Raw genomic sequence first — 17,592 nt, forward strand, 5'->3', positions numbered from 1 at the left:
CCGCCCGCTTTTTACCCCCTCCAGAGGAGAAGACGATGGCCTTGCGCACGCCCCTCAACGAGGCCCACCGTAAGCTGGGCGCTCGGCTGGTCGATTTCGTGGGCTGGGACATGCCCGTTCAGTACTCCTCCGTCATCGCCGAGCACGAGGCGGTCCGCCAGGCGGTGGGGCTCTTCGACGTCTCCCACATGGGCGAGATTGAGTTCACCGGCCCGGGAGCCCTGGAGACCGCCAACCGGCTCATCTCCAATGACCTGGCCCGCTGCCAGGACGGACAGGCCCTCTACGCGGGCCTGCTGACCCCGGAAGGCACGTTCGTGGACGACGTGGTCGCCTACCGGTTCTCCCCCGAGCGCATCTTCATCTGCGTCAACTCGAGCAACCGCGCCAAGGACTTCGCCTGGATGAGCGAGCACGCCCAGGGCGTGAAGCCCGTGGACCGCAGCGACGAGTTCGCGCAGATCGCCGTGCAGGGCCCCAAGGCCGAGGGCCTGGTGCAGCGCCTGACGAAGACGGAGGTCTCCAAGGCCCGGGTGGACACCTACCGCTTCACCGAGGGCGAGGTGGCTGGAGTCAAATGCATCATCTCCCGGACCGGGTACACGGGCGAGGACGGCTTCGAGCTGTACTGCGCGCCGGACCGCGCGGAGGCGCTGTGGAACGCGCTCCTGGAGGCCGGCCAGGCCGATGGGGTGAAGCCGTGTGGCCTGGGGGCCCGCGACAGCCTGCGCACGGAGATGAAGTACGCCCTCTACGGCAACGACATCGATGATGCGCACACGGCCCTGGAGGCGGGCCTGGGGTGGATCGTCAAGCTCGACAAGGCCGGGGGCTTCACGGGCAAGCAGGCCCTGGAGAAGCAGAAGGCCGAGGGCGTGAAGCGCAAGCTGGTGGGCTTCGAGCTGACCGGCAGCGGCATTCCCCGCCACGGCTACCCCATCCTCCACGAGGGCCAGCGGGTGGGCGAGGTGACCAGCGGCACCATGGGCCCCTCGGTCAAGAAGCCCATCGGTTTGGGCTATGTGCCCACGGCGCTGGCCGCCGAGGGCTCTACCTTCGATGTGGAAATCCGGGGCCGTCCCGTGGCGGCCCGCGTGGTCAAGACGCCTTTCTGGAAGAAGCCTTAAGCCCCTTCTCGAGGAGCACACACATGTCTGGAAACGTTCCCGCCGGCCTGAAGTACACCCAGGACCACGAGTGGGCCCGCCCTCAGGGCAACGTCATCGTCGTGGGCGTTACCCACCACGCCCAGGAGGCGCTGGGGGACGTGGTCTACGTGGAGCTGCCCAAGGTGGGCGCCACCCTCACGGCCGGCAAGCAGTTTGGCGTCATCGAGTCCACCAAGGCCGTCTCCGAGCTGTTCTCTCCGCTCAGCGGCAAGGTGGCCAAGGTCAATGACGCCCTCACCGACAACCCCTCCACCGTGAACACGGACCCTTACGGGGCCGGGTGGATCCTCGAAATCGAGCCGTCGGACGCCAAGCAGCTGGACGGGCTCTTGAGCCCCGAGGCGTACTCGGACCTGCTCAAGAAGGCCTAGGCCCCTCGCGCGGCTGAAGACTCGCCGCGTGGGTTGTTGATCAGCCTCTTTTTCTCGTACGCGAGCGCTCGACCATCATGTCCCTTAACTGGAAGTATCAGGAGTCCTTCGCCGGACGCCACATCGGCCCGGATGAGCACGAGTTGAAGTCGATGCTGGAGGCGCTTGGCGCCAGCTCCCTCGACGCGTTCATCGGCCAGGTGGTGCCTTCAGCCATCCGCTCCCCGGAGCCCCTGCGGCTGGGCGCCGCCCAGGATGAGCACGAGCTGCTGGCGGTGCTGGAGGGCATCGCGGCGAAGAACCAGCTCTTCAAGTCCTTCATCGGGCTGGGCTACTTCGACACGCACACCCCGAACGTCATCCTGCGCAACATCTTCCAGAACCCGGGCTGGTACACCCAGTACACCCCGTACCAGGCGGAGATCGCCCAGGGCCGGCTGGAGGCGCTGCTCAACTACCAGACGATGGTGATGGACCTGACAGGGCTGGAGGTGGCCAACGCCTCCATGCTCGATGAGGGCACCGCGGCCGCCGAGGCCATGGCCCTGGCCCTCAACGTCAAGGGCGAGAAGGGCGGCGCCTTCTTCGTCTCCGACACGTGCCACCCGCAGACGCTCGATGTGGTGCGCACCCGCGCCGAGCCTCTGGGCGTGGAGGTGGTGGTGGGCGACCACCGGACCGTGGACCTGGCCTCGAAGAAGTTCTTCGGCGCGCTCGTGCAGTACCCGGCCACCGATGGCGTGGTGCACGACTACCGGGCCTTCGCCTCCGAGGTTCACACCTTTGGTGGCCTGCTCATCATGGCCACGGACCTGCTGGCCCTCACGCTGCTCACCCCACCGGGAGAGCTGGGCGCGGACGTGGCGGTGGGCAGCGCCCAGCGCTTCGGCGTGCCCATGGGCTATGGCGGTCCGCACGCGGCCTTCTTCGCCACGAAGAGCGCCTACACGCGCCTGATGCCCGGCCGCCTCATCGGCGTGTCCGAGGATGCCCAGGGCCGGCGCGCGCTGCGCATGGCGCTCCAGACGCGCGAGCAGCACATCCGCCGCGAGAAGGCCACGAGCAACATCTGCACCGCGCAGGTGCTGCTGGCCGTCATCGCCGGCATGTACGCCGTCTACCACGGGCCCAAGGGGCTCAAGGCCATCGCGGAGCGCGTGCACGGGCTGACCACGCTCCTGGCGAAGGGGCTGGAGAAGCTTGGCCACAAGCCGAAGTACGCCGAGTTCTTCGACACCCTGCGCGTGGAGCTGACGCCGCAGCAGGTGCGCTCGGTGCTCGCCGGCGCCGAGGCCAAGGGGCTGAACTTCCGCCGCATCGACGAGCGCTCCATCGGCCTGTCCCTGGACGAGACGACGCGCCCCTCCGATGTGGAGACCCTCCTCTCGGTGTTCGGCGCGTGGCAGTCGCAGGGCTCGAACCTGGAGGCGCTGGGCGAGGGGCTCGTGAGCCCGGTGCAGGCGGGGCTCCAGCGCAAGAGCGCGTACCTCACGCACCAGGTCTTCAACAGCTACCACTCCGAGACGGAGATGCTGCGGTACATCCGCCGGCTCGAGTCGAGAGACCTGTCGCTCACGCACTCGATGATTCCGCTGGGCTCCTGCACCATGAAGCTCAACGCCACGGCGGAGATGATCCCCGTCACGTGGCCGCGCTTCGGCGGGCTGCACCCCTTCGCGCCCACCTCGCAGGCGGCCGGCTACAAGGTCATCTTCGAGCAGCTGGAGCGCATGCTGTCGGAGGTGACGGGCTTCGCGGGCTGCTCGCTGCAGCCCAACGCCGGCAGCCAGGGCGAGTACGCGGGCTTGCTGGTCATCCGCGCGTACCACCAGAACCGGGGGCAGGGGCACCGGGACGTGTGCCTCATCCCGTCCTCCGCGCACGGCACCAACCCGGCCTCGGCGGTCATGGCCGGCTACCAGGTGGTCGTCACCAAGTGCGATGACCAGGGCAACATCGACATCGCGGACCTGCGCGCCCGGGCGGACGAGTACAAGGACCGGCTCGCGGCGCTGATGGTGACGTACCCGTCCACCCACGGCGTGTTCGAGGAGGGCATCAAGGAGATCTGCGCCCTCATCCACGAGCGCGGCGGCCAGGTGTACATGGACGGGGCGAACCTGAACGCCCAGGTGGGGCTGATGAAGCCGGGGCAGCTCGGCGCGGACGTCTGCCACATCAACCTGCACAAGACGTTCTGCATCCCGCACGGCGGTGGCGGCCCGGGCATGGGCCCCATCTGCGTGGCGCAGCACCTGACGAAGTTCCTGCCCGGCCACCCGGTCATCACCACGGGCGGCGGGGAGGCCATCGGCGCCATCTCGGCGGCGCCGTGGGGCAGCGCCAGCATCCTGCTCATCTCGTGGATGTACATGTCGATGATGGGCGGGGAGGGGCTCACGCGCGCCACGAAGGTGGCCATCCTCAACGCCAACTACGTGGCGAAGCGGCTGGATGCGCACTACCCGGTGCTCTACCGCGGCAAGACGGGCGGCGTGGCGCACGAGTGCATCGTGGACCTGCGGCCGCTGAAGAAGACCGCGGGCGTCGAGGTGGAGGACGTGGCCAAGCGGCTCATGGACTACGGCTTCCACGCGCCCACGGTGTCCTTCCCCGTGGCGGGCACGCTGATGATCGAGCCCACGGAGAGCGAGTCCCAGGCGGAGCTGGACCGCTTCTGCGAGGCGATGATCTCCATCCGCGAGGAGATCCGCGAAATCGAAGAGGGCACGGCGCCCCGGGACAACAACGTCCTGAAGAATGCCCCCCACACCGCGCGCGTGCTGACGGCGCCCGAGTGGAACCGCCCCTACTCGCGGGAGAAGGCCGCGTTCCCCGCCAGGTGGGTCCACGAGAGCAAGTTCTGGCCCGCGGTGGGCCGGCTCAACAACGTGCTCGGGGACCGCAAGCTGGTCTGCTCCTGCCCGCCGATGGAGGACTACCTCACGCCGGTGCCCCCCAAGGCCGCTTAGGCTTCCGGCCCCCGCGCTCTCGCGGGCCTCGCGCTCAGCTCGAGGCCTTCGAGAGCCGGGCGGGGGCGGGCTCCACGTGGATGACCACATCCACCACCTGGGAGTAGGCGGCGTGCAGCTTCTCCTCCACCCGGTCGGCCACCTCGTGGGCCTGGGCCGTGGAGAGGTGAGGGTCCACCTCGATCTTCAGGTCCACGTAGACGCTGTCCTCCATGCCGCGGCTGCGCACGTCGCGGCAGGAGCGCACCCCGGGCACGCTCAGGGTCAGCTCGCAGACCTGCGTCGCGTCCAGCCGCGCCGTGTCCGACAGAATACCCACCGCCTGCCGGATGATGTCGTAGGCCACCCGCGCCACGAACACCATGACGACCAGGGCAATCACCCCGTCCGCGCTGGGGTAGCCCAGCCACACGAGCGCCAGTGACACCAGCACGGCCAGCGTGACGTACACGTCCGAGAGCGTGTGGTTGGCATCCGCCAGCAGCAGCGTGCTCTTGAGCTGGTGCCCGTAGTGGCGCTCCACGCGGGTGACGACGAGGTTGACCCCCAGGGTGAGCACCATGACCACCGCCATCGTGGGCGTCACCTCGGGGTGCCGGCCGTGGATGAGCGTGTCCAGCGCCATCCGGCCCAGCTCCACCATGGCGATGGAGATCATCGCCCCGATGCCCAGCGAGGCGATGGCCTCGAACTTGCCGTGGCCGTAGGGGTGGTCCGCGTCCGCGGGCCGGGCCGCCGCCGTCATGGCCACCAGCCCCAGGATGTTGGAGCTGCCGTCGATGAACGAGTGGATGCCGTCCGCCGTCACCGAGGCGGAGCGGTTGAGCAGGCCGAAGGCCAGCTTGGCCACGGCCACGGCCCAGTTCGCCGCGAGCATGGCCGCCAGCACCCGGCGGACCTTCCGGTTCCGCTCCATGTAGGCAACGTCACGATTCGGGAGGGAGGCGTCCACGCCCGGGAACCTAGTTCCCCCGGGCGTTCCCCGCGAGTGCCACGAAGGTGCCAGTTCAGTGAGAACGGCGGAAGAGGCGCATTCCCGGGCCGCCCCCCATCTCCATGAAGAAGCCGAAGGAGAAGTTCACCTGGGCGTCCGAGTCGAGCAGCCCCGCGGGCGGGTTGGGGAAGGGCTGGGCGCGCTGGAAGGACGAGATGGCCTCCAGGTCCAGGAAGTCCAGCCCGCTGGACTTTTCGATCTGGATGTCGCGCACCATGCCCTTCTGGTCCAGGGTGATGTTGAGCAGCGTGTAGCGGTCCTTGCCGCTGTAGATGGCGCCCGTCGGGTCTCTGCGCTGCAGCTGGCTGCCCGGGTTCCAGTGCATGCCCACGTTCTGTTTCACGCGGTTGAAGAAGCTCGCGTACTTCCACTCGCGGGTGTTGAGGTACGTGCCGTCGCCTTCCTCCACGTCCCGGAGGTGATCGTTCGGCGCGGCGCCGATGAGCTTGTCCATCACCGCCTGGGACGGCATCAGGCTGGCCACTCCCGGCAGCCCCGCCCGTCCGGAGGAGCCTTCCAGGTCGCTGGCCCCCGTGCCCGGCTGCACGCGCAGGCGCTTGGAGTTGCCCACCACATCGTCGCTCTCGGAGCGGTTGGGCACCGCCATCCCCGGGCCCTGCTCGGGGTCCGTCTTCAGGGCGATCTCCTGCTTGCGCCGCGAGTTGGGCAGCTCGAAGGAGGGCTTGCTCTGGCCCTGGCTCATGGGCGCGTCGTCCGAGCCCAGCCCGTTGTTGCCCGCCACCTGAGGCTGCTCCTCGGTCTGCCCGGTGCCCTCGCGCGACTGGGGCGCGGTGCGCTGGGGGGTGGCGTTCCGGTAGTGGGGCGTCTGCTCCCGGGCCCGGGTCTCCTTGTCCACCTTGTTGTCGCGCTCGGCCAGGTACTTCGCGTCCGGGGCCTTCTGCTCGTTGCCCCGGGCCACGTCCACCACCTGGCCATTGGGCTTCTGCTCTTCCTTCTTTTCCTCCTTCTTCTCCTGGGCGCGGGGGCGCTCGGCCTGGGCCTTCGACGGCTTGGACTCGCCCCGGTTCTTCGCCCACTGCTCGGAGTTCAACGGCCGCATCGAGACGGCGCTGGGTGGCTTCTGGAGGCGCTTCTCGGCGTCCGGCAGCGACACCTGGAGGTGGGACAGCAGGAGCGCGACACCCACGAAGGCCACGTGCGCCAGCAGGGCGAGCGCGAACGCCAGCAGGAGCCGTCCCGGCCCTTCCTGCCTGCGCCGCCGCCTCTGGGAGCCTTCGGTCATGGGTGCCACGTGGTGGATGATAACCCTCGAGCCGTCCGGGTAGTCCCGGCCCGTTACTTGGAGAACAAGAGAGCGGGGCCGCCGTCTCGCCTGGGCCCTCTCCGGGGGAGCAAGGGGGACTAGTAGATGGGGGTGACCTCCGCCCCGTTGTAATAATGGCGCAGGATGTCGCGGTAACTGTGTCCGGCCTCGGCCCGCCCAATGGCGCCTGTCTGACACATGCCAACGCCGTGTCCCCAGCCGCCGCCCCGGAAGGTCCAGCTCCGGGGCCGGCCGTCATCGTCCCGGGCCGCCTCCACCAGGGCCATGCTGCTGTTGAGCATGCCGAAGAGCCTTCGGATGTTCAGCTCTCCGCGGACCTGGGTGGCCCCGCGCTCTCCGGAGATCGTCAGCACGCGGGCGCGGCCGGACACGCCCCGCTCCGAGAGGTTCATGGCCTGCACCGGGCCGATGCCGAGCTTCTCCGTGAGGGCGTTCACCTGGGCGGCCGTGAAGCGCTTCTCCCACCGGAACTTGCTGGGCTGCGCGAAGCTGGAGCGCTGGCACGCGGCCGGCATGTCCGCGTCCACCAGGAAGTCATCCAGCGCCGCCGGGGTGGGCACCGCCTCCGAGGGCTCCAGCAGGTCCGGCCTGCCGCGCAGGTTCGGATCCTGCGGGCCGCCCCACACCACGTCGTTGTCCTCCGTGTGGCCGCCGCACACCGCGCTGTAGACGGAGTCCACCAGTCGCCCATCCTGGGCGAAGAGGGCCTCGCCCCGCGTGGCGTCCACCGCGGCGTTCGTGCTGGCCGCCTCGCCCGAGCGCCCCCGGTAGACGGCGCAGTGCTGCTCGGAGCACAGCAGGTAGGGGTCTCCCAGGTGTTTGGTGCCCACCTTGGCGAGCACCTCGCCGCGCGCCGTGACGGCCTGGGCCTTGAGCGCCTCCATGTGCGCGCGGGCGAAGATCTCCGCGGGCACCAGCCCCTTGAGCAGCTCCTCCAGCCGCACCTCGTTCACCACCGCCAGCATGCCGAAGCGGTCCACGGTGAAGTGCAGCGCGCCCCGGAAGCTCCGGTCCTCGAAGCCGTGGTTGTCGTAGCCCACGGAGTGTTCGACGCGCCGCACGTCGAAGCCCGCGCCCTCCCGCGTCTCCGCCCGCAGGGAGTCCTGCGCCAGCCCCACCACGGTGCCAGAGCCGTCGCGCACCTCGAGGATGCCGCGCGAGGGGGTGTGAACCTCCTCGAAGAGCGCCGTCTGCACGCCGAACTGGCGCAGCAGCTCCGCCTGCCGCTCCAGCCCCTTCGGGGGCGTGCGCGCCTCCTCCTCTAAGAGGAGGTAGCGCCGGTTGTCGATGACCTTGCCCGCGATGCCGTAGAGCGCGCCCAGCACGTGGACGCGCACGAACAGGCCCCGCGCCTGCCACGCCTCCTGGGCCTCCGCCAGCCCGGCCTTGTCCGCGAAGCGGAACTCACCCAGCTGAACCCGCGCCGTGAGCACCGCGGGCTGGCCCTGCGTCACCCGCACCTTCCACGGCGTGCCCGCGGGGGCCTCCAGCACCTTGTTCGCGGGGCCGCCGAAGTGCAGCCGCATCCGGCCCCGGGGCAGGAAGGTCACCTCGGAGCGGCCCTCCATGAGCCGGATGGGCACCTGCGGCTCGCCGCCCCGGAAGTCGAGGCGCTGCAAGGACGAGGGGGCCTCGAGGCCCTGCTCCAGCGGATCCTCCAGGGGGAGCGGCGGGAGCGCCGGGGCGGGGGCCGGGCGTGCCTCGGCGGCGGCCGTCGCGGGGCCCGGGGCGGAGGGCGGGGGCGTGGCGCACGCAACGAGGAGCAGCAGGAAGTGGACGGGAACGGCCTTGAACACGGCGGGGGGACCGTACCCGCCTGGCGCCCGGGCCGCCACTTCGGGCGCTCGGCTCCCTGTCCTCCCAACATCGCCCGGGATGAATAGTGCACCCGGGGTGGGGGGTTCCCCTTACTCACCGAATTTGAAGGAGGCAATTGATGAGGAAGTCTCCAGCGGCCCTCTTGGCCGCTTGTCTGCTCTCCGCCAGCTTGTGGGCTTGCCAGGGTGGCGACTCCGGCTCCTCCGATGAAGGGGCCTCGCAGCAGGCCGCGGGCCAGCCCCGCACCGCCGCACCGGGGACAGGTTCGTCCCCCGAGAGCAAGACCCCCTCCACCGGCGCTTCCTCTGAAAGCCAGACCGTGCCCGTGGGCGCTCAGCCCGTGCCGGACACCCCGGTGGCAGACCTGCCGGCCCACGAGGGCCATGCTCCCATTGTTCAGCCCTCGCCTCAGCCGGACGCGCCGTCGGCCGAGCCCACGCCGCCCCCGGCGAAGTTCACCCGGGAGTGGGCGGTCAGCCCCTCGGGCAGCGACACGGCGGCGGGCACGGCCGCCCAGCCGTTCAAGACCATCGGCAAGGCCACCAGCGTGGCGGGCCCGGGGGAGCTTATCCGGGTGCTCGCGGGCACCTATGCCGAGCGCGTCGTCCTGGATGCCTCCGTGAAGGCGGGCACCGCCGAGGCGAAAATCACCCTCCAGGGCGAGGGCAAGCCGCGCATCACCCCGGGCCCGGGCACGGGGGGCCTGGTGCAGGTGCGCCGGCCCAACTGGGTCATCGACGGGTTCGACATCGACGTGCAGGGGGCGGCGGCCTTCGCCGTCACCTTCGAGGGCGACGTGCGCGGCTCGGTGCTGGCCAACTCGGAGCTGCACCACGGCAAGGGCGGCGGCGCGGTGACGACCTACGGCAAGGCCACCGGCGCCATCATCGAGAACAACCACATCCACGACTTCGTGAAGAACCAGGGGGACTTCGACTCCCACGGCGTCGTCGTGCAGCCCACCTCGGTGGACATCACCGTGCGCAACAACGACATCCACGACAACTCGGGGGACTCGGTGCAGTGCCTCGGGCCCGAGGGCTTCAGCTCGCTGCCGCCCGCCAAGGGGCTGACGGTGGAGAACAACCACTTCTACTCCAACCGGGAGAACGCCGTGGACATCAAGACGTGCCACGACGTGGTGGTGCGCAACAACCGCATGCACGGCTTCAAGCCCTCGGCCACGGCCAAGGGGGACGCGCTGGTGGTGCACTACTCGGCGAAGAACGTGCTCATCGAGGGCAACGAGGTGTACGACTCCGGCAAGGGCATCTCCGTGGGCGGCAACCGCGAGGGCCCCGTGCCCAGCGGCGTCGTCATCCGCCGCAACCGCGTCCATGACATCACCAAGGAAGGCGGCGGGGAGGGCGCGGGCATCCGCCTGGAGAACTCCGAGGGCACGCACGTGGTGAACAACACCATCACCCGCGTGGACGCCGCGGCGCTCACCCTGGGCCACGGCACTGGCGGCCCCACGAGCAACGTCACCGTGGAGAACAACATCATCGACGCCGCGGTGGCGGTGGACCTGGGCGGCCAGCACCCGGGCATGACGCTGGGCTTCAACCTCTACCCGGCGGATGCCCAGTTCAAGCTGTCCACCGGCGCGGTGGGGCTGACCGCGTTCCAGCAGGCCTCCGGCGACCAGTCCTCCACCCAGGCGGACCAGGCGGTGACGCAGGACTTCTCCCCCGCGCAGCCCGCGGTGGACAAGGGCACGGACGTGGGCCTGCCGTTCTGCGGCGTGGCCCCGGACATTGGGGCCGTGGAAGCGGACTGCTAGCGCGCGGGCCCCAGCCCGGAAAAGACAAAGGCCCGATGCGCCAGGACGGTCGCATCGGGCCTTGTGTCTTTTGAGGCGCCACCCGGATTCGAACCGGGGAATGAGGGTTTTGCAGACCCTTGCCTTACCACTTGGCTATGGCGCCGCGAACAGGGGACGGTCTTATACGCAAGCCGGGACGAGCCGGTCAAGCCAGAGCGCAAGGGGACGCGGATGTTGCACGGCCATGGGGTGTACCAGGAGGAGCACGAGGCGTTCCGCCGCACGGTGCGCGCGGTGGTGCAGAAGGAGATTCTCCCCTTTGCCCGCCAGTGGGAGGCCGCCGAGGAGTTCCCCCGGGCGCTGTTCACGCGCTTCGGGGAGCTGGGCTTCTTCGGGCTGAAATATCCAGAAATGTACGGAGGCACGGCGGCCGGGGAGCTGTACGAGGCGGTGCTCCTGGAGGAGCTGGGCCGCTGCGGCTCCGGCGGGGTGTCCGCGGGCCTAGGGGCCCAGTGCACCATCGCCACGGCGCCCCTGCACCTGTTCGGTACGGATGAACAGAAGCGGCGCTTCCTTGCCCCGGCCATCCGGGGGGAGAAGATCGGCGCGCTGGGCATCACCGAGCCGGAGGCCGGCTCGGACGTGGCGGGCATCCGCACCACGGCCGTGCGGGACGGGGGCCACTACGCCGTCAACGGCTCGAAGACGTACATCACCAACGGGGTGCGCGCGGACTTCGTCGTCCTGGCGGTGAAGACGGCGCCGGAGCGGGGCCACAAGGGGCTGTCCCTGCTCGTGGTGGAGCCGGGCACCCCGGGCTTCAGCGTGGGGCGCAAGCTGCAGAAGCTCGGGTGGCGGGCCTCGGACACCGCGGAGCTGTTCTTCGAGGACTGCCGCGTGCCCGCAGAGAACCTCCTGGGCGAGGAGGGGCAGGGCTTCTATCAGATCATGGGCAACTTCCAGTGGGAGCGCCTGACGCTGGCCCTGGGGGCGTTGGGGGCCATGGAGGACATGCTGGAGACGGTGCTCGTCCACGTGAAGCAGCGCCAGGCCTTTGGCCAGTCCTTGAGCGGCTTCCAGGTGGTGCGCCACAAGCTGGCCGAGCTCTTCACGGAGCTCGAGTGCGCGCGCCAGCTCACCTACCACGCGCTGCGGCTGCACGTGGACGGGCAGCACGCCGTGGCGCAGACCTCCATGGCCAAGAAGGTCGCCACCGAGACGTGCTGCCGCATCGCCGACGCCTGCCTCCAGCTCCACGGGGGCGCGGGCTACATGATGGAGTACGACATCCAGCGCCACTGGCGCGATGCGCGGCTGGGCCCTATCGGCGGCGGCACCAGTGAGGTGATGAACGAAATCATCGCCAAGCACCTCGGGCTGTGAAGGCCGGGCCCCGGCTGCCTGGAGGGCAGGCAGCCCACGGGCGTGGAAGAGGGGAAAAGCCGTTGGAGTTCCATAGAGACCAAGTCCCGCGCGGAGGCCACCGATGGAACCTCACATCCCTTGCGCCGAACTGTTTCTGCGCCTGGGGGACGAAGATGTCCTCATCTTGGATTGCCGGTCTCCGGTCCACTGGGGACGCTTGGAGGTCCACATACCGGGGGCCTTGCGGATGACGCCCTCGGAGGTGGCCCAGCACCTCACCATGCTGCCGGACGACGAGCTGATCGTCGTGTGCGGGTGTGACTTGGACGAGGAGGCCGCCGCGCGGGTGTGCCGCCTGCTCTTGCTCCGGGGCCGCAACGCCGTGTGTCTCCAGGGGGGCATCGAGACGTGGATGGCCGAGGGGTTCCCCGTCGAATCACATCTGGCCGACACTGCCTCTGCCCTTCAGCGCTAGCCGCTCCCGTGTGAAGCCGGGCGCGAACGGTGCTATGGACGATGCGGTCATTCGAGGGAGGGAACGCACAATGGCGAAGCTTCGCGCTGTCCTCATCGGCGCTACGGGTCTGGCAGGGCAACAGTTCATCGCGGGTCTTCAGAACCATCCCTTCATCGAGCTCACGGGGCTCGCGGCGTCGCCGCGCTCCGCGGGCAAGCCCTACGTGGAGGCCCTGCGCACCGCCAACGGCATGACGGCGTGGTTCGTGCCCGAGGCGCTCCCGGCCTCGGTGGCCCGCATGCCCGTGGTGAGCGGCGATGCGGTCCAGGCCAAGGACTACGACATCGCCTTCTCCGCGGTGGAGGCGGATGTGGCCCGGGAGCTCGAACCCCGGCTCGCCAAGGACATCCCCGTGTTCTCCGCCGCGAGCGCCTTCCGCTACGAGGCGGACGTGCCGCTCATCATCCCCCCGGTCAACTCCGCCCATGCCCCGCTCGTGCGCGAGCAGCAGCGGCGCCGCGGCTGGAAGGGCTTCATCGTCCCGATTCCCAACTGCACCACCACGGGCCTGGCCGTCACCCTGGCCCCGCTGGCCGAGCGCTTCGGCGTCAAGGCGGTGCTGATGACGAGCCTCCAGGCCATGTCGGGCGCGGGGCGCTCGCCGGGCGTCATCGGCCTGGACATCCTCGACAACGTGGTGCCCTACATCCCCAAGGAAGAGGGCAAGGTGGAGGTGGAGACGAAGAAGATCCTCGGCGCGCTGCAGGCGGGCGGGACGGCCATCGACTCCCACGGCGTGAAGGTCTCCTGCACCTGCACCCGCGTGGCGGTGATGGAGGGCCACACGGAGGCTGTTTTCGTCTCCCTGGGCAAGAAGGCCACGGTGGACGAGGTGTCGGCCGCCCTGCGCGAGTGGCGGGGGGACGAGGTGGCCCGGGGCCTGCCGTCCTCGCCGCCCAACTGGATCGAGCTGCTGGAGGATCCGTTCCGCCCCCAGCCCCGCCTGGATCGCGACACCCACGGTGGCATGGCCACCACGGTGGGCCGGGTGCGCGAGGACGGGGTGCTGGAGAACGGCTTCAAGTACGTGCTCGTCTCCCACAACACGAAGATGGGCGCCGCCAAGGGCGCCATCCTGGTTGCTGAGCTGATGAGGGCTCAGGGTCTGCTGGGCTGAGCGCCCGGACGGCCAAATTCCAGGTGCGGTGCTTGCCACAAACCGTCTAGTGTGCAGGTCCGCCGATTGTGCTGAGGAGAGTCACCCGATGGCCTACGTTGTTGCTGAACCCTGCATCAAGTGTAAGTACACGGACTGCGTCGAGGTTTGCCCGGTCAACTGCTTCTACGAGGGGGCCAACTTCCTCGTCATCCACCCGGATGAGTGCATCGACTGTGGCGCTTGTGAGCCCGTGTGTCCTACCAAGGCCATCTACCCGGAGACCGAGCTTCCCGATAAGTGGAAGGAGTACAAGACGCTGAACGCGGAGCTCTCCTCGAAGTGGCCGAACCTGGCCGAGAAGCTCGCCGAGCTGCCCGACGCGGAAGAGTTCAAGGACAAGAAGGACAAGCGCGGCATGCTGGAAATGTCGCCCGGCAAGCGCTGAGCGCCTTCTTCCCTCTGTGCCGCTCCAAGGCCCTCCGCCCTCTAGCGCGAGGGCCTTGCTCGTCTCCAGCTCAGTGCGTGTGCAGCGCGCGCAGCCGCAGCCCCCGGGCCTCCAGCGCCTCGCGGATGCGCGACAGGTGCGCCTCGCCCAGCGGGCCCTGATGCCCCTGGATGCGCAGGGCCACCTCGCGCGGGCCGGTGCGCTCCACCTCGACGGTGGCGGCCAGGGCCCCGCCCAGGCTCATCCGCAGCGCGGGCCGCTGCGACTTCACGAAGACCTCGATGCGCTCGATGAGCTCCAGGGTGGCCTGCACCTGGGAGGGCGCCTCCGCGGCCTCCACGGCCGCTTCACCCGGGGGCCGGGCGAGGCCCTCCGCGCGGGAGGGGTGCTCCCCGGAGGGCGCTTCCCCGGTAGGCTCGGGAGGCGGCGCGGGGGCGCGGGGCGTGGGGCTGACGCCGGAGACCGGGGGCACGTCTCGCGCCAGCTCCCGGGAGAGCAGCTCGTGGACCCGGTGCTCCACCTGGGCCTGGGAGGAGACCTGGGCTTCGGTGCGCACCGTCCGCAGCCGCTGCGCCTCGCCGTGCATGCCCTGGCGCGCGTGGCCCAGGTTCTCCGGGCTGGCCAGGGCACTCCGGACCAGGGCCCGCGCGGGACTGGCGGCCAGGGCCGTCCCCGGGCGCGGCAGGGTTTGCAGGCCAGGGGGCTGGGAGACGCCCGGGGCCCGGGTGGCTGGAAGGGGCGGCCGTGCGGGGCCAGAGGGGAGAGCGCCGGGCGCCTGGGGAGGCTTCGCCGGGGGGAGCAAGCGCTGGAACGGTCCGGAGGCCGGGGCCTTCACCGGTCCGGCAGGGGCAGGGTCCTGGATTTTCATCGAGCCCTCGGTGCGATGGGTGGGCTCAGGCGAAAGCACGCGCCATGCCACGCCCCTTCGCAGGGGGCGCGCGCCGGGGGACCGTCCCAGCCGTGGATGGGGCGTCCGGAACCGGGACGGTGCTCAGCGGTTCTGGCCGAAGGCGCCCGGCTGGACCGGGGCGGTGCCGGTCAGCTCGTTGATGGCCAGGGGGCAGGCGGCGGTGGCGTTCGGATCCACCAGCACGGGCAACTGGGACCAGTCCCGGTCGAGGAAGATCTGCGCATTGCGGATCTCCACCTCGGTGATGCCCTTCTTGTACTCCCAGAGGCGGCCCCGCACGAGCATCCGGGTCCCCTTGGGAATCTGATCGAGGTTCACGTACTGCTTCTCCTCCAGCCGGGCGGAGATGGGCACCCCCTTGGGCTTCTCGACGGGGGCCCCGAACATCGACAGCGAGTTGGCGTTCGGGTTCACCGGGTACCAGACGAGCCGGGCAATCAGCGCGGGGGGCTCCTCCTCGACGGCCGGCTCGCCGCGCTTCTTCTTCTTCGGCTTCTTCTTCTTCTCGCGCACGGCATCGAGGAACTCCAGTCCCCCGAAGACGACCTCCCGGTCCACGTAGGTGTCGCGGAAGAGGGCCTCGGCGGTGCTGGCGGCGGTGGCGTTGGCGCGCACCACCTCGATTTCATAGCGCTCGCGCAGGGTGGGCAGGGTGAGCAGGAAGCTGTCGATGGGATTCACCCCATCGGCGAGGAACCGCAGCTTGCCCAGGTCCACCGCGGGGGCGTACGCGGCCAGGGCCGCCGCGGTGTCGAGCCAGTCCTGGGACAGCTTTTGATCGATGAGCACCCGGCGCAGCATGGCGATGAAGTAGGCCGTGCCGGGGAAGCGGCCGCTGGACAGCTGGGTGTTCAGCGCCTGGACGAGGACCGGGTCCAGGTAGAAGTTCTCGTCGCGCTTGTGGATGTAGGGGGCCGTCTCCCCTATCAGGGTCATCAGGCCACCGACGAGCTGGGCGCAGTTGGCATCCTGGGTGCCGTTCACCAGCGCCTGGTTCAGCTTCGATTTGGCGAAGCGCTTGTCCAGCTCCGCCTCCTTGAAGGACGGAGGCGCGCCCGGATTGAAGATCTGGGCGGAGGCAAGGAGCGGGACCAGCGCGAGGGCAAGTGCGAGCAGGGCGGGACGCATCGGCCCCAGGCTATCACGGCGCGGGGGCCTGCACGGGGGCCACGTCCGGAGAGGGGTTCGGCGGAGAGGACACCTGGAGGACGAGCAGCGCGGCCACGACTTCCAGCCCGGCGGCCACGGCGAAGAGGCCATGGCCCCCGAGCAGCGAGTAGCCCACGCCCGAGGACGCGGAGCCCACCAGCCCCCCGATGCCCATCGTGATGGCGGAGAACAGCCCCTGCCCGGTGGCCCGAAGGTGGACGGGGATGCGCCGCGCCATGAAGGCCACGCTGGCCACATAGAAGATGCCAAACGTCATCGAGTGCACGAGCGCCAGCGCGATGAGCGGCAGGGCGGAGGTGACGAAGGCCATGCCCAGCCAGCGCAGGGCGCTCATGCCAAAGGCCACGCACAGCAGGTGCCGCGGGGCGATGCGGTCGGCGAAGCGCGGGTACAGGAGCATGGCGGCCACCTCCGCCGTCACCGCCATTCCCGCCGAGAGCCCCACCACGGACGGGGGCAGGCCGAGCGACAGGACGTGAATGGCCAGCATGCCGTTGTAGGGCGTGCACGCCATCCAGTGGAGGCAGGTGGCCGCCAGCATCCAGCGCAGATCCTTGTGGTCTTTCAGCAATTGAAAGCCCGCCAGGGGATGACGCGAGGCGCCAGCCGCGGAGCGCCCGTGCAGGGTGAAGCTCCACAGCGCCAGCAGGCCCAGCAGCCCCAGCGGCACGGCCACGATGCTCGCGTCTACGCGCTGCGCCACCAGGCCAAAGGTGGTGGTGATCACCACGAAGCCCAGCGAGCCGAAGAGGCGCAGGTGCGCATAGCTGCCACCCACCTGGGCCACGCGGTTGAGGGCCAGGCTGTCCACCATGGGGGTGATGGAGGAGGAGAAGGCCGCGAAGGCCGCCAGGGTGGCCAGCAAGGCCAGGAGGTGATCCACCTTCAGCAGGGGGGCGAAGCAGAGCGTGGCGCCCACCGTCAGCACGGTCAGGATGCGTCCAATCTGACCCGTGCGGTCAGCCAGGTGGCCCCACACGGGGGGCGTCACCAGGGACATGAGCGGCGAGAGCGCCAGCAGCAGGCCGACCTGGGAGGTCGAGAGGTTGAGCGAGCGCAGGTAGGCGGGCAGGAATGGCTGGGTGATGCCGACGGTGCCGAAGTAGAGAAAGTAGAAGACCGCGAGGGGTGTCCGTCCGGCCACCTGGGAAGGGTTCATCTCGCCCCGGGCCTTATCATGGCCTCTTTTTTTTTCCGTCTGTTTGACCCGCTTCCTTTTGTGTACCTTGGCCTCGCCATGTCCGACTCGGAGAACACACAGCCCGTCACCATCGCCAAGGTCCAGAACGAGGCGGAGCTCTTCCAAGCGCTGGCCATCCGTGAGGTGGTGTTCATCGAGGAGCAACACGTCCCCGAGGGCATCGAGCGCGACGCGGAGGATGCGAAGGCCTACCACGTGCTCGCCATCCAGGGCGGACACGCCGTGGGCACGGGGCGCCTGGCGATGCTGGCCGAGCCGCCCGAGGGCAAGGCGGGGCGCTGGGCGAAGATCGGCCGCATGGCGGTGCTCCAGTCCCACCGCAAGGCGCGCATCGGCTCCAGGCTGCTCACCACGCTGGAGGAGGAGGCGCGGCGCCGGGGCGTCACCGGCATCATCCTGCACGCGCAGCTCTTCGCGCTCGAGTTCTACAAGAAGCACGGCTACGAGCCGGTGGGCGGCGTCTTCATGGAAGCCGGCCTCGAGCACCTGGCGATGCAGAAGCAGTTCTGAG

Annotated in this window: 15 protein-coding genes and 1 tRNA gene; 9 read left to right on the forward strand and 7 right to left on the reverse strand. The window is 69.6% G+C overall.

Going from position 1 to position 17,592, the window contains the following annotated elements; genetic code table 11:
• Positions 1 to 35: 35 nt before the first annotated feature.
• The 3 genes from gcvT to gcvP all read left to right on the forward strand — a co-directional run bounded on the left by gcvT (position 36) and on the right by gcvP (position 4,512).
• Positions 36 to 1,127 (forward strand): glycine cleavage system aminomethyltransferase GcvT, encoded by a 1,092-nt coding sequence (gene gcvT / locus KY661_RS33695; RefSeq protein ID WP_225414091.1) that lies wholly within the window; start codon positions 36 to 38, stop codon positions 1,125 to 1,127.
• Positions 1,128 to 1,150: 23 nt separating this feature from the next.
• Complete coding sequence (gene gcvH, locus KY661_RS33700) at positions 1,151 to 1,540, forward strand: glycine cleavage system protein GcvH (protein ID WP_225414092.1); 390 nt, start codon at positions 1,151 to 1,153, stop codon at positions 1,538 to 1,540.
• 77 nt (positions 1,541 to 1,617) lie between these two features.
• Entirely contained in the window at positions 1,618 to 4,512 is a 2,895-nt protein-coding gene (gene gcvP, locus KY661_RS33705; RefSeq protein WP_225414093.1) for an aminomethyl-transferring glycine dehydrogenase, read from the forward strand.
• A 34-nt stretch (positions 4,513 to 4,546) separates the two neighbouring features.
• Here gcvP and KY661_RS33710 read toward each other — a convergent pair whose 3' ends face one another.
• The 3 genes from KY661_RS33710 to KY661_RS33720 form a co-directional block, all read right to left on the reverse strand.
• The gene (locus KY661_RS33710) at positions 4,547 to 5,428 is read right to left on the reverse strand and encodes a cation diffusion facilitator family transporter (protein ID WP_263437582.1); all 882 of its coding nucleotides are present in this window, start codon (positions 5,426 to 5,428) and stop codon (positions 4,547 to 4,549) included.
• Between the two features lie 91 nt (positions 5,429 to 5,519).
• Positions 5,520 to 6,749 (reverse strand): TonB family protein, encoded by a 1,230-nt coding sequence (locus tag KY661_RS33715; RefSeq protein WP_225414095.1) that lies wholly within the window; start codon positions 6,747 to 6,749, stop codon positions 5,520 to 5,522.
• Positions 6,750 to 6,868: 119 nt separating this feature from the next.
• Positions 6,869 to 8,626, reverse strand: coding sequence for a SpoIID/LytB domain-containing protein (locus KY661_RS33720; RefSeq protein WP_225414096.1), 1,758 nt, complete (start codon positions 8,624 to 8,626; stop codon positions 6,869 to 6,871).
• A 101-nt stretch (positions 8,627 to 8,727) separates the two neighbouring features.
• Here KY661_RS33720 and KY661_RS33725 point away from each other — a divergent pair, with 101 nt between their 5' ends.
• Positions 8,728 to 10,392 carry a right-handed parallel beta-helix repeat-containing protein gene (locus KY661_RS33725; protein ID WP_225414097.1) on the forward strand — a complete coding sequence of 555 codons (1,665 nt, stop codon included), beginning with the start codon at positions 8,728 to 8,730 and terminating at the stop codon, positions 10,390 to 10,392.
• Positions 10,393 to 10,465: 73 nt separating this feature from the next.
• On the opposite strand, the gene KY661_RS33730 is transcribed toward KY661_RS33725, so the two are convergent.
• Positions 10,466 to 10,537 (reverse strand) — tRNA-Cys (locus KY661_RS33730).
• Positions 10,538 to 10,605: 68 nt separating this feature from the next.
• Between KY661_RS33730 and KY661_RS33735 the strand changes: the two genes are divergently transcribed.
• From KY661_RS33735 to fdxA, 4 genes are all read left to right on the forward strand, one after another.
• Positions 10,606 to 11,757, forward strand: a complete 1,152-nt coding sequence (locus KY661_RS33735; RefSeq protein WP_225414098.1) for an acyl-CoA dehydrogenase family protein — start codon at positions 10,606 to 10,608, stop codon at positions 11,755 to 11,757.
• A 103-nt stretch (positions 11,758 to 11,860) separates the two neighbouring features.
• On the forward strand, positions 11,861 to 12,214 hold the full coding sequence (locus KY661_RS33740; RefSeq protein ID WP_225414099.1) for a rhodanese-like domain-containing protein: 354 nt from the start codon (positions 11,861 to 11,863) through the stop codon (positions 12,212 to 12,214).
• 70 nt (positions 12,215 to 12,284) lie between these two features.
• Positions 12,285 to 13,373 (forward strand): aspartate-semialdehyde dehydrogenase, encoded by a 1,089-nt coding sequence (asd, locus tag KY661_RS33745; protein ID WP_225414100.1) that lies wholly within the window; start codon positions 12,285 to 12,287, stop codon positions 13,371 to 13,373.
• An 88-nt stretch (positions 13,374 to 13,461) separates the two neighbouring features.
• A complete protein-coding gene (gene fdxA, locus KY661_RS33750) occupies positions 13,462 to 13,800 on the forward strand; it encodes a ferredoxin FdxA (RefSeq protein WP_225414101.1) in 339 nt (112 codons plus the stop codon).
• 70 nt (positions 13,801 to 13,870) lie between these two features.
• Here fdxA and KY661_RS33755 read toward each other — a convergent pair whose 3' ends face one another.
• From KY661_RS33755 to KY661_RS33765, 3 genes are all read right to left on the reverse strand, one after another.
• Positions 13,871 to 14,668, reverse strand: a complete 798-nt coding sequence (locus tag KY661_RS33755; protein ID WP_225414102.1) for a hypothetical protein — start codon at positions 14,666 to 14,668, stop codon at positions 13,871 to 13,873.
• Positions 14,669 to 14,791: 123 nt separating this feature from the next.
• Positions 14,792 to 15,838 (reverse strand): hypothetical protein, encoded by a 1,047-nt coding sequence (locus KY661_RS33760; protein ID WP_225414103.1) that lies wholly within the window; start codon positions 15,836 to 15,838, stop codon positions 14,792 to 14,794.
• Between the two features lie 13 nt (positions 15,839 to 15,851).
• A complete protein-coding gene (locus KY661_RS33765) occupies positions 15,852 to 17,039 on the reverse strand; it encodes an MFS transporter (RefSeq protein ID WP_225414104.1) in 1,188 nt (395 codons plus the stop codon).
• Positions 17,040 to 17,117: 78 nt separating this feature from the next.
• Here KY661_RS33765 and KY661_RS33770 point away from each other — a divergent pair, with 78 nt between their 5' ends.
• The gene (locus KY661_RS33770) at positions 17,118 to 17,591 is read left to right on the forward strand and encodes a GNAT family N-acetyltransferase (RefSeq protein ID WP_225414105.1); all 474 of its coding nucleotides are present in this window, start codon (positions 17,118 to 17,120) and stop codon (positions 17,589 to 17,591) included.
• The last annotated feature ends 1 nt before the right edge of the window (position 17,592 follow it).

It is taken from the genome of Allostigmatella hybrida, from assembly GCF_020103775.1.
In the GTDB taxonomy this organism is placed as follows: domain Bacteria; phylum Myxococcota; class Myxococcia; order Myxococcales; family Myxococcaceae; genus Hyalangium; species Hyalangium aurantiaca.